The organism is Bifidobacterium sp. LH_413, assembly GCF_056357015.1.
In genome coordinates this window covers 254,485-269,770 of record NZ_JBKEVK010000002.1, presented here as the reverse complement: position 1 = coordinate 269,770, position 15,286 = coordinate 254,485, and the positions used below count along the sequence as shown (strand labels likewise).

The following is a 15,286-nucleotide window of genomic DNA, read 5'->3' as shown; positions in this document are numbered from 1 at the left end:
AGGCCGACTGAGGGGGCATCGCCGTCAAGCAAACGCCGGAAGCGTTTGCAGGCGATGTGCGAGCCGACAGGCGAGCTGATGTGGGGCCGGCCGCAGGCCGTCCTTGATTGCGGACGAGGTGTCATCGCGAAGCGATGACGGAGGGGAAGAAGAAGAGCGGCCGCAGGCTGCGGGGATATCGCATCGGCCGAAGGCCGATTCCGTTTCCTGCGGCCGCTGTCTCTCCCCCAGTCGGCCTGCGGCCGACAGCCCCCTCGTCAGAGGGGGCCTATGCGTGCGCAGGTACCCCCTCAGTCCGCTTCGCGGACAGCTCCCCCTGAAAGGGGGAGCAAAGGGATGGTGTGCGCCGTGAGGCGCATTCCGTTATCTCGCTCCCCCACGTATGTGGGGGAGCTGGCCGGCCGTAGGCCGGACTGAGGGGGAGTGGAGCGCGCTTGCCCCCGGCGCGATTCCCGTCACTGTAAGCGCTTAAGTAAAGTGAGCGTTCACAGTATAATGAGGGGCACAAGAGCCGGGGAGCCGGCCGTGCGAAAACGTTGTTCCGGGAAACGTTGTGGTGACTGGGATTGCGGGTGCGGCGGGCGTTTCCGGCGAAGGAGACCGATTGCGGCGTCGCGTGCGCCGTGAAGGAGGGCGACGGCGAAACACGCCACTTGAGGAGGATTGGCGGCCGGTCGTCGATAACGATTTGGTAACAAAATTACAAATCGGGTGTTCGTTTGCCAGACATCGAGTCCCCCTCAGCCGCGCTTCGCGCGACAGCTCCCCCTGAAGGGGGCGCAAAGGAATGGTTGTGCTGCGTGGCGCGTTCCATTCCCTTTGCTCCCCCACGTATGTGGGGGAGCTGGCCGGCCATAGGCCGGACTGAGGGGGCAGGCGCGCGGTAGACGAACGCAATCCAACGAAGGAACTTGAGGAAATCCGAGGAAGGAATCTCAGTGAAGAGAGCCACACGACTCGCGGCCATCGTGGCCGCGGTATCGACGCTCGGCATGGGACTGATTCTGCCCATGACCGCGTCGGCGGACGACGCCGTGGCCACGGCCACGCAGTCCGCGACGGCATCCACTGCGCAGCTGCGCGCCGCGCAAGCCCAAGCCCAAACCCAGGCGCAGGCCGCCGCCGATACGACCAAGTCCGCCAAGGCGGCCGCCGCAACCGCCGCCGACCCGATCGCCAGCTTCGACTTCAACGCCAACCCGGCCGCGCAGGACAACGGAACCGCCGCGTTCACGAGCGCGAAGGGCGACGCGAAGGCGACCGTCAACGGCACCGCGAACCTCGTCGCCGGCCAGAACGATGACGCCGGCAAGGCCGCCCAGCTCGGCCAGAACTTCTGGCTGAACGTCACCAAGTCGGACGGCAGCCCGCTGCTCGCCGGCCTCAACGACGTGACCATCAGCTACGACTCCAAGGCCAACGCGACCGGCGGCGCATGGACCGTGTTCGCCGCGCCGAACGCGAACGGCGTCAACGGCAACGCGCCCACCTATCTCGGCGTGCTCGACCAGACCAACAAGACGCGCGTCGAACGCTACCTGAACGGCCGCAACAGCGACGTCGCCACAATCGACCAGAACGCGGGCACCAAGGACGCGTGGAAGCACGTCGACCTCGTGATCTCCGGCAAGACCGCGAAACTGTACGTCGACCGCAAGTTCGTCGCGAGCAACGTGAACGGCGAGGAGCTCTCCACTATTCTCGGAGGCTCCGGCGGCGTGCTGCAGATCGGCAAGGGCAACTGGGGCAACGGCGAATACTTCACCGGCCTGCTCGACAACCTCACCATCTACGGTTCCGCCCTCTCCTCCGCGGACCTCGGCGTCGCTTCGCCCACGAAGCTGCACATCGGCGGCTCCGCCGTGGCCGACGACGGCACGCTGACCCTCAAGGAAGGCTCCTCCACCTCGCTCACCACGACCGTCGAACCGGCGTCCGCCGAGCCGACCGTCACGTGGGAGTCCGACAACCCGGCCGTCGCCACCGTCGACGCGAGCGGCAGCGTGACCGCCAAGAAAGCCGGCACCGCCACGATCACCGCCACCTCCACCGCCGCCGCGAACGTCACGGCGAGCATCAAGGTGACCGTCAAGGAAGTCAAGGCCGACGATCCGTACGGCTACGCGATGGTCCACTTCATCGAGAACAACAAGGGCTACGCGGAGAAGATCTACCTCGACATCTCCCGCGGCGACAACCCCTACCAGTGGGATACACTCAACGGCGGCGAGCCGATCCTCGCCAGCAACGAATCCACGACCGGCGTGCGCGACCCGTTCATCGCCTACAACCCGCAGGCGAAGACCTACTACATCCTCGCCACCGACCTGCGCGTGTTCGGCGGCGATAACGCCAACTGGACCGCGTGGACCAACGGCTACAGCACGAAGCTGCACGTGTGGGCCTCGAAGGACCTCATCCACTTCGACGACATGACCGAACTCGACACCGCGGTGGACGAGAACGGCAAGCATGACACGACGCTCACCGACAGCGTGACCGGCAAGACCATCTCGGACATCGGCATGGCGTGGGCCCCCGAAGCCACGTGGGTCCCCGACTTCTACGACCTCAACGACGACGGCAAGGACAACGGCTCCGCCAAGGGCGGCGCGTTCGTCATGTACTGGTCCGTCTCCGCAAGCGTGGACGGCGGCTCCAAGAACAACAACGTCGTGTGGGGCTACACCAGTGACTTCACGCAGGACACCTACCACTTCGGCGGCGTGTTCGTGCCGAACAGCGCGGTGAACCGCAACACCATCGACACGACGATGACCCAGAACAACGGCCGCTCCTACCGCATGAGCGGATCCGGCCGCATCTTCATGGAGTACACCGACCGCGCCGACTGGTGGCGCGGCGACCAGGGCGCCACCAATCCGGCCAAGGGCTGGGTCATGGGCCAGAAGAACATCGGCAGCACGTTCGGTTCGTCCCAGGAAGGCCCGAACGCGTTCAAGGTCAACGGCGAGAACAAGTGGATCCTGTTCGTCGACAACTACGGCTCCGTCGCCTCCGGCGCGCGCTACGGCTACAACCCGCTGATCGCCACCGACCTCAACGCGGAGAACCCGTGGACGCCGCTCAACGTGAGCGAGACCAACTTCTTCCTCACCGCGAACACCAAGCACGGCGGCGTCGTCTCCCTCACCAAGGCGCAGTACGACGCGATCCGCAACGCCGACGCGAAGGCCTCCGACAACCAGAACCTCGCCGTCTCCGACGAGGTCACCGTCGACAAGAACGCCGACGCGAAGGACGTCACGTCCAAGCTCCCGAAGACGCAGCAGGTCACGCTCTCCAACGGCTACGGCACCGCCGACCGCGACGTCACGTGGGACGTCTCCGGCGTCGACACCGCCAAGCCCGGCGAGTACACGGTCACCGGCACGGTCGACACGATCGGCGCGAACAAGAACCACTGGAAGTGGACCAACGCGGCCGGCGAAGCCAAGACCGACGAGGACGACCTCATCAACAGCGGCGCGAACGCGAACAACAGCTGGAAGCAGACCGGCGGCTTCGTCGACAACGCAACGGCCGACAAGAACCGTCCGCTCTACAGCTCCACCGCGATCACCGTCACCGCCAAGGTGAAGGTCGCCGGCGACGGCACCACCGAGCCCACTGACCCGGACCAGCTCGCCGACTTCACGTTCGACAAGGCCTCCGCCGACGGCACGTTCGACGGCGGCAACGCGACCGGTGCCACACAGGGCACCGCCGCGCTCGCCGACTCGAAGGACGCGAAGGACGGCAAGGCCGTGAAGCTGAGCAAGGACTTCTGGCTGAACGTCACCGCCAAGGACGGCTCCCCGCTCCTGAAGGGCAAGACCGACGTCACGATCTCCTACGACTCCAAGCCCGACGCGGGCAACGCGAACACCGGATGGACGTTCTTCGCCGCCTCCAACGTCACCAAGCAGGAGTACGGCAAGGAGCACTACGTCGGCGTCCTCGACAAGACCACCGGCATCACGGTCGAACGCTACAACAACGCGAGCGGTCGCGACTCCTCCGGCAACCTCTCCACCACCGCGAAGAACGAAGGCTGGAAGCACGTCGACATCGTCATCGCCGGCAAGACCGCGAAACTGTACGTCGACCAGCAGCTCGTCGCCGTCAACACCAACGGCCAGGTCCTGACCGACATCCTCGGCGCCGACGGCGGCATCCTCCAGATCGGCAAGGCGAACTGGGGCAACGGCGAATACTTCACCGGACTCCTCGACAACCTGACGATCACCGGCCGCGCGCTCACCGCCGACGAACTCGGCGTCGAAGGCGCGAAGACCGACTACGCCGCCGCGCTCGCCATCCCGTCGCGCATCACCGGCGACCTGCCGTCCACCGTGCTCGGCAAGACGGTCACGTGGAAGGCCGCGGGCGACGGCGCGAAGCTCGTCGCCGCGGACGGCAAGGTCACGCTGCCTGCCGCCGGAAGCGCGCCCGTGAAGGTCGCGCTCACGGCGACGATCGACGGCGTCGCGACGCCGGTCACGGCGGACGCGACGATTCTCGACGACGGCGGCCAGATCGCGTCCTACGTCAAGGACGTCGATCGCAGCGATCAGAACGGCGCGAAGTACGATCCGCTCGCCTACAACGACGATCGTCGCGCGGACTCGCTGTATGTGGCCGACAAGGCCGCGGGCGAGGGCGCGTGGACGACGCTGAACCGTTCGCAGTCGATCCTGTCGGTCAAGTGGGACGGCTCGCAGTCCGCCAAGCCGAACGCGCAGATGGGTTCGCCCACGTTCTACCGCGCCGCGGACGGCACGCTCGGCGTCGTCGCGTCGCAGAACAACGCGACCGGCGCGATCTACGTGTGGGACGGCAAGGGCGACGGCGCGACGTTCACCAACCAGCGCGCGATCACGCTGTCCTCCTCCGATACTGTCACCAACCCGCGCATCGTCTATGACGCCGCCGCGAAGGGCTACAAGGTGTTCTTCACCGACGGCCTGACCGGCGAGGGCCGCGTGGCCGTGCTCTCCGACCTGACCGCCTCCGCGAAGGTCACGGGCCTGTACAAGGCCGACGCCGCCCAGATGGGCGTGTCCGGCGCGACCGACGGCCTGCCCGCGTGGGCCGGCGAAGGCCAGACCAGCGCGTTCACGGTGAGCCAGACGGAGTTCGCGAAGTTCCACAAGAACTACGTGGACCTCCAGAACACCGGCGTTTCCGTGAAGGGCGTCGAGGCGGACGCGAAGGACGCCACCGCGGAATCCATCGCGAAGGACGTCGCCAAGACCAAGGCGACGATGACCTACAACGATGACTCCACGAAGTCGTTCGACGTGGACTGGAACACCGACTCGATCGCCGATCAGCTCGCATCGCTCGACAAGTCGAAGGGCGGTTCGATCAAGGTCCAGGGCACCGTCAAGCAGACCGACGAGGCCATGTATAACGACGCCCGCGCCGATCCGGACATCTTCTACAACGAGGACGACGGCTACTACTACCTCACCGGTTCCACCTACGAGGTGAAGTCCACCGATCCGAGCACGTTGCAGAAGAACAGCTACCGTTCCATCGGACTCAAGCGCGCGAAGACCATCAACGGCCTCAAGAGCGCCGAGGAGCACATCATCATCAAGCCGGAGAACGGCACTCCGGGTCACAAGGACCAGTACCCCGACTCGTTCTACGGGTGGAGCGCGTTCATCTGGGCCCAGGAGTTCCACAAGATCAACGGCAAGTGGTGGATCGTGGCCGGCTTCCATAAGGGAGTCTCGAGCGTGAACGGCGGCTGGTGCAACAACACCATCCTCATCCCGTACACCGGCGACGAGCAGTCCATCAAGGACGGCGGCTTCCTCAAGGCCGAGAACTGGGGCGAGCCGACCGTGCTCGAAGGCGCCGCGTTCGACGTGACGTACTTCGAACGCGAAGAGAACGGCAAGACCCAGGGCTACTGGCTGTTCCCGAAGAGCGCCGGCCTGTACCTCGCCAAGGCGAAGATGGGCGACGGCGTCACCCCGCTCGTCGACGGCTCGCTCAAGCACATCTACCAGGTGAGCCAGCAGTTCGAGTACGGCAAGCAGTCCCCGACCCCCGGCGACAACACCGAAGGCTCGGACCAGGCGATCGTCGAGGCGCCGTTCATGTTCGCGCACGGCAAGTACGTGTACATCGCGTACGCGGGCGCCACGGTGGACAAGTACTACAACACCAACGTGATGCGCGCCTCCCTCGACGCCGACCTGACCGACCCGGCCAGCTGGACGACCGCCGACTTCCCGTCGATCGACACGAACGACACCTACACCGGCAAGTACGGCGCCGACGAGACCTCGTACGAGCGCAAGCAGGCCGGCCCCGGCCACATCTCGCTCGTGCACGACGAGGCCGGCAACATCGTCATGGCCTACCACGCCCGCCCCTACCCGGAGCCCCACTCCGGCAGCGCGGCCGGCGGCCTGTTCGACCAGGACCGCAACACGTGGGTCAAGTCGGTGAACGTGCGCGCCAACGGCATGCTCGACATGTCGCTGAGCAAGGACCAGGAGGTCGCGCCCGCCAACCGCACCGTCACCGTCACCGTGACCGTCAAGGGCACGGGCGAGACGCCGGTCGACCCGGACAAGCCCGGTGAGAGCGTCGTCACCGCCGTCACGGTGAGCGGCAAGCAGCAGCTCACCGTCGGCGACGTCGCGCAGCTCGCCGCCGACATCACGTGGTCCGGCGACGCGGGCGACGCCGCGGCCGCCGGTCTCGTGTGGACCAGTTCCGACGCGACCGTCGCCTCCGTCGACCAGAACGGCGCCGTGACCGCGCGCGCCGCCGGCGACGCGACGATCACCGCCACCGCCAAGAACGGCGTCTCCGGTTCCCTCAAGATCACCGTCAAGGCGAAGGATTCCGGCGACAACGGCGGAAACGGCGGAAACGCGGGTGACAACGGCGACGCGGGTGATAACGGTGGTGCCGGCAACGGCAACGCCGGAGCCGGTTCCGTGAACGGCAACGGTTCCGCGACCAAGCCGAACGGCAACGGTGCGGGCTTGTCCGCGACAGGCACCGCCGTGGCCGGTGTACTCGGCGTGACCGTCCTGCTCGCCGCCGCAGGCATCGCCCTGACCATCCAGCGCAAGCGCCAGGCCTGAGCCGACCGTGCGAATTGGCCCCCTCTGACGAGGGGGCTCCCGGCGAAGCCGGGTGGGGGAGAGACTGCGGCGTGAGCCGCTGAGGAAACGGCATCGGCCGAAGACCGATTCGATGTTCCCGCGGCCTACGGCCGTGGTCTCTCCCTCCGTCATCGCTTCGCGATGACACCTCGTCCGCCATTACGGACAGCCTGCGGCTGACCTCACATCGGCTCGCCTGTCGGCTCGCACATCGCCTACAAACGCCTCCGGCGTTTGCTTCACGGCGATGTCCCCTCAGAGGGAGGCAGTTTTACCCAACACACTTCACCACATAACTGAATATCGAAGGAAGAAATCCCCTTACCGAAGGAGCATCATGGGGAATTGGAAGAAAGCGGTGGCGGCCCTTGCGGCGCTGCCGGTCATGCTCGCGGGGCTGGCCTTGGGGCCGAGCACCGCGATGGCGGCGGACCCGGCCGACGGAGGCCTCACCGACGCAAATCTGCTCGCATCCTATGATTTCGAGGATGAGAACGACAAGGGCAAGGACGTCTCCGGCCACGGCAACGACCTGACCATCAAGGGCGACAATGTCGAGTACGGCAAGCCCGGCGACTTCACCAGCAAGGTCGTCCAATTGCGCGGCAACGACGGCCAGTACCTCGAGCTGCCGAAGGGCCTGCTCAACGGCACCGACTCGTTCACCGTGCAGTTCGACTCGAAGTCGCGCATGGCGGACAACGACAACTTCTTCTCGTTCGCGATCGGCAACGACAATCAGAAGTACTTCTTCTCCCGTCTGCGCCCGAGCAGCGTGTACACCGCCATCACGAAGGGTTCCAACGGCGGCGAACAGGGCGTGACCGTGAACACGAACACGTCCAACGTGTGGCACACGTACCGCATCTCCGTGAGCCCGAGCTTCATCGCCGTGTTCCAGGACGGCGCGCTCAAGGGCATCAACAGGAACGTCACCACGAAACTCTCCGACCTCGGTGCCGATCTGCCGGTCACGTTCGGCAAGTCCACGTGGAACGGCGACAAGTACTACAACGGCGGACTCGACAACATCAAGGTGTGGAAGGCCGCCTACGTCTCCGACGCGATGATCTGGGACGGCGTCACCGTGCCCGGCTCCACCGAGACCGGCGTGACGCTGCCCGCGACCGACGCGCTCGGCAACCCGCTCGCGTGGTCGTCGTCCGACACGACCGTGCTTGGCAATGACGGCAAGGTCGTGAAGGCGCCTGCCAAGGACACCGAAGTCACGCTCACCGCGTCCTCCACCGTGAACGGCGTCGTCTACACGAAGCAGTTCACGGTGGTCGTCACCGCGGCCATCACCACCGCTGACGCGGCCGCGGACCGACTGCTCGTCGACTACCAGCTCACCGCGGGCGCGACGTTGCCGGCGACGATCGCCGCCGCTCCCGGCGCGACCGTCGCGTGGAAGTCGTCCGACACGTCGCTCGTGAAGGACGACGGCACGGTGGTCGGCGTTTCCGGTGATGCCGAGAAGACCGTCGACCTGACCGCCACCATCACGCTGAACGGCAAGACCGCGACGAAGACGTTCAAGGCCGTGCGCGTCATGCCGAAGAGCGCCGAGACGCTCGCTTCGTACACGCGCGACCATTCCATCAACGGTGGCGCGCGCGTCGGCGACGCCCTCCATCTCGCGCTCAGCGCGGATGGTTCCTCCTACGCCGCACTGAACAGTGACTACGGCGTCGCGTTCGCCGAAGCGCAGATCACCGTCGGTCCGAAGAACGACAAGGGCTACCCGACGCAGACCACCGATGTCCGCGGACTCGTCGACCCGTACCTGTTCCAGCTCAAGGACGGCAAGTACGCGTACGTGGCCGTCTTCACCGACGTCAACGGCAACCGCGTGGATGGAGGAAAGATCGCCTTCTCCACGTCCGGCGACCTGACCGAGTGGTCCGGCAAGCCGAACGACGACGAACGCGGCGACATGGTCCAGGTGACCGACGATGCCACGCTGTTCGACGCTGGTACCATCGCCGCCGGCTACGACGCTTCCACCGGTGAATACCGTATCTCCTGGAAGACCAGCGGCGTCAGCCGTTACGTGACCACCAAGGACTTCAAGACGTTCTCCGACGTGAAGACCGGTGTCGGCTTCGCGCGTACGCAGGCCGACCTGAGCGGCGTCGCCAACGCACTCGCCGGCAGCGGCAACACGATCGCCCTGACCAAGGCCGCCGCGGCTGCCGTCACCGAGCGGCTCGGCCGCGTCCACAACACGGGCGTCGAAGCCCCGAAGACCGTGACCGTCGAAGCGGGCAAGACCACCGAGCAGGAGCTGCTCCAGCAGGTCAATGGCGGCACGACGCTCGACAACGGCCTGCTCTCCAAGGGCGCGACCGCGACCGCCACCTACTCCGACGGTTCCACCTTCGACTTCCGCGTCAACTGGAACCAGGACGAGCTGAAGAACATCGACCTCACCAAGGCCGGCGAATACACGATCAGCGGCACCATCAACCAGCAGAACTACTCCGAGCAGTTCCCGATGATGAAGAACCGCGCCGACCCGAACATCGTGTACTGGAAGGGCAAGTACTACGCGATGGGCACGTCCGACGCGGGCGGCATGCACACGCTGTTCATCCGCTCCTCCGACACGCTCGCCGGGCTCAAGGACCAGAAGGCCGGAGTGGTCGCAGACGGCGGTTACAAGGTCGAAGGCCAGGACACCTACCTGTTCGGCGACAACGACGGACTCGGCCACAAGGGCTACCACTGGGCGCCGGAGCTGCACGTCATCAACGGCAAGCTGTACTGCTTCTACGCCACCGTGCCCGACAAGGCCTACGGCGGCCCGAACTGGGTCGGCACCGCACCCGTCGCGTACATCATGGAGCTCAAGGACGGCGGCGACCCGACCAAGACCGCCGACTGGATCGAGCACCGTGTGCAGCGCCAGCTCGCCGACGGCAGCCTCGACAACCTCTCCAACCTCGGTCTGACCATCGACATGACCTACTTCGAGGCGGGCGGCAAGTCCTACATCGCCTGGAGCCAGGGTGACGAGGAGCGCGCCGGCGCCAAGGCCAATGTCTCCATCGCCGAAGTCAATCCGGACAAGCCGTGGGTGGCGCTCACCACGCCGCAGCGCATCATGCGCCCCGAATGGGGATGGGAGCTCGACGGCGTCAACGAGGGCCCGAACGTGCTCGTCTCCGGCGGCAAGGTGTACATGGTGTTCTCCGCCCAGCTCGTCACCCCGCAGTACGCGACCGGCATGCTGATCGCGAACGTGGGCTCCGACCTGACCAAGGCGTCCAGCTGGACGAAGTCGAACTACCCGTGGCTGCACAACGGCACCTTCGCCGGCCAGTTCGGTCTCGGCCACAACTCCTACTTCACCGACCCGTACGGTGACGTGTACAACGTGTACCACGCAATGACCAACGGTTCGCGCAACACCGCGCGCGACGCCGGCATCCTCCCGGTGCACTTCCGCGCAGACGGCACGCCGATCATCGACATGACCACCAGCGAGGAGCTTGACCAGTCGAAGAAGGACGTCACGCTGAAGGTCGTCGTGGCCGACAAGCCGGTGTCCACCGATGCGTCGCTCAAGTCGCTCACGGTGGCGGGTTCCGAGGTGTCGCTCGATGACGCCGCGTCCGACAAGGGCGCGTCGCTGAAGGTCGACGATCCTGCCGCGGTGACCGTGGCCGACGTGGCCGCCGAGACCACCGACGCCGGCGCTTCGGCCGATGTGGCCGTGGCCGACGGCGTGGTGACCGTGAAGGTCACCGCCGCCGACGGCACCACCACGAAGACCTACAAGGTCACCCTCGTCAAGAAGGATTCCGGCGAGAACCCGAACCCGGGCACTGGCGACAACAACGGTAACGGTGACGGTTCCGCGACCAAGCCGGGTGCTGGTGACGGTGCTGGTAATGGTGCCGTGACGAAGCCGGCGGCCAAGCCGTTCGGTAACGGTGCGGCTCTGTCGAGGACGGGTGCCGCCGTGGCGTCCGTGCTCGGTGTGGTGGCCGTGCTCGCCGCCGCGGGTGTCGCCCTGACCGTCTGGCGCAAGCGCCGCGCGTAGCGGTAGACGCCATCCTCGGCCCCCTCTGACGAGGGGGGGGGCTGTCAGCCGCAGGCTGACTGGGGGAGAGACAGCGGCCGCAGGCCGCGGGAGATACGGCATCGGCCTTCGGCCGATACTATTTCCCCGCGGCCTGCGGCCGCTCTTCTTCTCTCCCTCCGTCATCGCTTCGCGATGACACCTCGTCCGCAATCATGGACGGCCTGTGGTCGGCCCGAGTTCTGCAACCGCTTTCGGCGTGGCTTTGTGACCGCTCACATGTATGATGGGAACGAACATTTCCGATGGTAGGTTCGGTCATCGGCTCCTTGGGGAAGATGGTGAGGTCTTCGATGGGCGGCTGGTGCACAGGCGAATCCCGGCATCGCAAGGTAGGCGGTGGTGGGCGAGGAGGAGACCGTCGGAAGAACATGATTCCCTGATTGAAGGAGCATTATGGGGAACTGGAAGAAGGCGGTGGCGCTGGTGGCCACAGTGCCGATGCTGATGGCGTTGGCGCCGGCCGCGAACGCGGCCGATGCGACGACGTCGGCGGCGAACACGCCGGCCGCGCAGCAGGCGCTCGCGGCCGCCGTCGCGCAGAACGGAACGATCACGGCGGACGATACCGCCGCCGCAGCCGCCGATACACCCACCGAGGGTCCGAGCGACCTCGCGAACTACGAGAAGGACGCGAACCTGCTCGCCAACTACGACTTCAACGACGTCAAGGCCGACCAGACCGGTACGCTGAACGACAAGACCGGCAAGGCCAAGGCGACCATCAACGGCAAGGCCGCGACCGCGACCAACGCGAAGGACAGCACGACCGCGCTCACGCTGGGCTCCAGCAACTGGCTGAACCTGACCAACGCCGACGGTTCCGCCCTGCTCAAGGGCAAGCACGCCGTCACCATCAGCTACGATTCCAAGGCCAACGCGACCGGCGGCGCCTGGACGGTCTTCGCCGCGCCGAACGCGAACGGCGTCAACGGCAACGCGCCCACGTATCTCGGCGTGCTCGACCAGACCAACAAGACGCGCGTCGAGCGCTACATCAACGGCCGCAACTCCGACAAGGCCACCATCGACAAGAACGCCGGAACCGCCGGCAACTGGAAGCACGTCGACATCGTCGTGACCGACGAGTTCTCCGCGCTGTACGTGGACGGCAAGCAGCAGGGCGTCTCCACCGACACCGCCGATTCGCCGCTGACGTCGATCCTCGGCGCCGAGGGCGGCGTGTTCCAGATCGGCAAGGGCAACTGGGGCAACGGCGAATACTTCACCGGCGACATCGACAACCTCAAGGTCTACGATTCCACCGCCGCGGCCATCGCCGACGCGCTCGCCAACGCGGACGTGCCGGAATCCGTGACCGCCGACTTCACCGTGCCGGTCAGCTCGAACGGCACCGCGATCGCGTGGACGTCCGACAACGACGCCGTCAAGATCGACGCCGCGACCGGCAAGGCGACCGTCACCCGCCCGGCCTCCGACCAGGCGGACGTGAAGGTGACGCTCACCGCCACCGTCGTGGGAACGAGCGAGTCCAAGACCTTCGCCGTCACCGTCGAGCATGAGGAATCCGCCGCCGACAAGGCGCAGGCCGACCTCGACGCGATCGACCTCGGCAACCTCAACGCCGTGTACTCGAGCATCACGCTCCCGACCACCGGCTCGAAGTTCGGCAGCCCGATCACGTGGACCTCGTCGGACCCGTCCGTCATCTCCGACAAGGCCGACGGCAAGGTCGCGCCGGGCGTCGTCACCCGTCCGTCCGACGGCGACAAGACCGTCGTGCTCACCGCCTCCGTCGAGGGCGCGACCGCCGTCAAGCGTTTCGTCGCGACCGTGAAGAAGGCCGTCAAGCAGGAGGCCACCACCGACTACCTGTTCGCGCACTTCACCGGCTCCGAGCGCAACGTCACCGACGAGCAGATGTACTTCGCCACCAGCGAGGACGGTCTCAAGTGGACCGATACGCATAAGGACGGCGACCCGGTGCTCACCTCCGACGTGGGCGAGACCGGCGTACGCGACCCGTACCTCGTGCGTTCCCCGGAGGGCGACACCGTCTACCTGATCGCCACCGACCTGAGCGTCAAGCACTACGGCTGGCACTTCCGTCCGGGCGCGGGCGGCAGCACCAAGCTCGTCATCTGGGAATCCCATGACCTCGTCTCCTGGTCGAAGCCGCGCCTCGTCGACGTCGCCTCGAAGATCCCGGGTGCCGGCTGCGCCTGGGCGCCGGAAGCCTACTGGATTCCGGAACTTGGCGAATACATGGTCTACTGGGCGACGACCACGAACGGTGCCGCCAGCGACCCGCTGGGCAACAAGTACGGCGACCAGATGAACATGTACTACGCGACCACGCGTGACTTCGTCCACTTCTCCGACCCGGTCAAGTGGATCGACCGCGAGCGTTCCGTCATCGACACGACGATGCTCAAGGCGGACGACGGCTACTATTACCGCGTCTCCGGCGACACCTACCTCGGCATCGAGCGCACGAAGAACCCGCTCGCCGTCACCGAAAGCGAGACCGCGCCCGGCTACAACACCGGAAACGACGACCAGCAGTGGACGCTCGTCGGCACGTTCGGCGACCTCACCGGCACCGGTCTGACCGGTTCCAAGCTGGAAGGTCCGGAGCTGTTCCGCTACAACTCCAACGACATTCCGACCAACACCGCCGGCAAGCAGATGAAGTACGGCCTGATGTGGGACCAGTACGCGGAAGGCAAGGGCTACCTGCCGTTCTACTCCGCGGACCTCGGCAGCACCGACAAATCCGACTGGTCGTCGGCCTCCTCCGTGAACTTCGGTTCGCTCAAGAAGCGCCACGGCACGATCCTGCCGATCACGAAGACCGAGTATGACGCGGTGATGAAGGCCTACAACGGCACCACGCTGCAGAACAACTACTCCGAGGACGCCGCGGCCGCCAAGTCGCTCACCGTGCTTGACTCCGCGAACGCGTCCGTCGCCGGCACGACCGTCAAGGTCAAGGCCGGTGCGACGGCCACGTTCAGCGCCATGACCAGCGGCCTCGCCGACAGCACGCAGGTCACGTGGACTTCCGCCGATCCGTCCGTCGCCTCCGTCGACCCGGCGACCGGCGACACCGCCACGTTCACCGGCGTCAAGGCCGGCACGACCACGGTGACGGTGACGGCCGGCGACCAGACCGTCGAGTTCACGCTCGAGGTCGAGAAGTCCGGCGACGAGCCGGCGACCAAGTACGGTGTGGAGGACCTCAAGGCCGTGACCGCGAACTACGTGGACAACGGCGCTCAGGTGACTTCGTTCCGTTACGACCAGTCCGGTCCGTTCAAGATCGCTGCTGGCCGTAAGGTGAAGCTGCAGGGCGTTCCGATCGACTGGAAGATCGCGGAGATCACGCCCGACGCCACGAAGGGCCAGACCTTCACGGTGACCAGCCCGGATGGCGCGTTCACGCAGACCTACGCGTTCGCGTACGCTGGCACCCCCGCGCCGAACCCGAACCCGGGTGCGGGTAATGGCACGAACCAAGGTAACGGCGCGAACGCCGGTAAGGGCGGCCTGTCCGCGACGGGTTCCGCCGTCGCCGGCCTGATCGGCGTGACGGCGATGCTCGCCGCCGCCGGCGCCACCCTCACCCTCCGCAAGCGCCGCGCCTAACGCGATCGGTGTCCTTGGCCCCCTCTGACGAGGGGGCTCCCGGCGAAGCCGGGTGGGGGAGAGACAGCAGCCGCAGGCCGCGGGAGATACGGTATCGGCCGCAGGCCGATTCGATTTCCCCGCGGCCTGCGGCCGCTCTTCTTCTCTCCCCCAGTCCGCTGCCGCGGACAGCCCGACCGCGATTACGGACGTCCTGCGGCCGGCCTCACATCGGCTCGCCTGTCGGCTCGCACATCGCCTACAAACGCCTCCGGCGTTTGCTTCACGGCGATGTCCCGTCAGAGGGGGCCTAATTGTATGCCCCATGGTTTTTGTTACCGCTCACAGGTATGATGGGGGATTGTACATGGCCGATGCTGGTTTGTTCGGTCGTGGGTACCTTGGGGGAGTGGTGGAAGAGCTCCGATGGGAGCCTGCGAACGGGGACGATGTCGCAAGCGGGCATCGGATGTGC

General features: G+C 66.2%; 3 protein-coding genes. All 3 read left to right on the top strand.

What is annotated here, in order from left to right; all coding sequences use genetic code 11:
* Positions 1 to 992 precede the first annotated feature (992 nt).
* The 3 genes from AC1AYN_RS05295 to AC1AYN_RS05285 all read left to right on the top strand — a co-directional run bounded on the left by AC1AYN_RS05295 (position 993) and on the right by AC1AYN_RS05285 (position 14,832).
* Positions 993 to 7,115: a LamG-like jellyroll fold domain-containing protein gene (locus AC1AYN_RS05295; protein WP_476532587.1), complete on the top strand. Its 6,123-nt coding sequence runs from the start codon at positions 993 to 995 to the stop codon at positions 7,113 to 7,115.
* A gap of 358 nt (positions 7,116 to 7,473) precedes the next feature.
* The gene (locus tag AC1AYN_RS05290; RefSeq protein ID WP_476532449.1) at positions 7,474 to 11,184 is read left to right on the top strand and encodes a family 43 glycosylhydrolase; all 3,711 of its coding nucleotides are present in this window, start codon (positions 7,474 to 7,476) and stop codon (positions 11,182 to 11,184) included.
* Positions 11,185 to 11,619: 435 nt separating this feature from the next.
* On the top strand, positions 11,620 to 14,832 hold the full coding sequence (locus tag AC1AYN_RS05285; RefSeq protein WP_476532448.1) for an immunoglobulin-like domain-containing protein: 3,213 nt from the start codon (positions 11,620 to 11,622) through the stop codon (positions 14,830 to 14,832).
* Positions 14,833 to 15,286 lie beyond the last annotated feature (454 nt).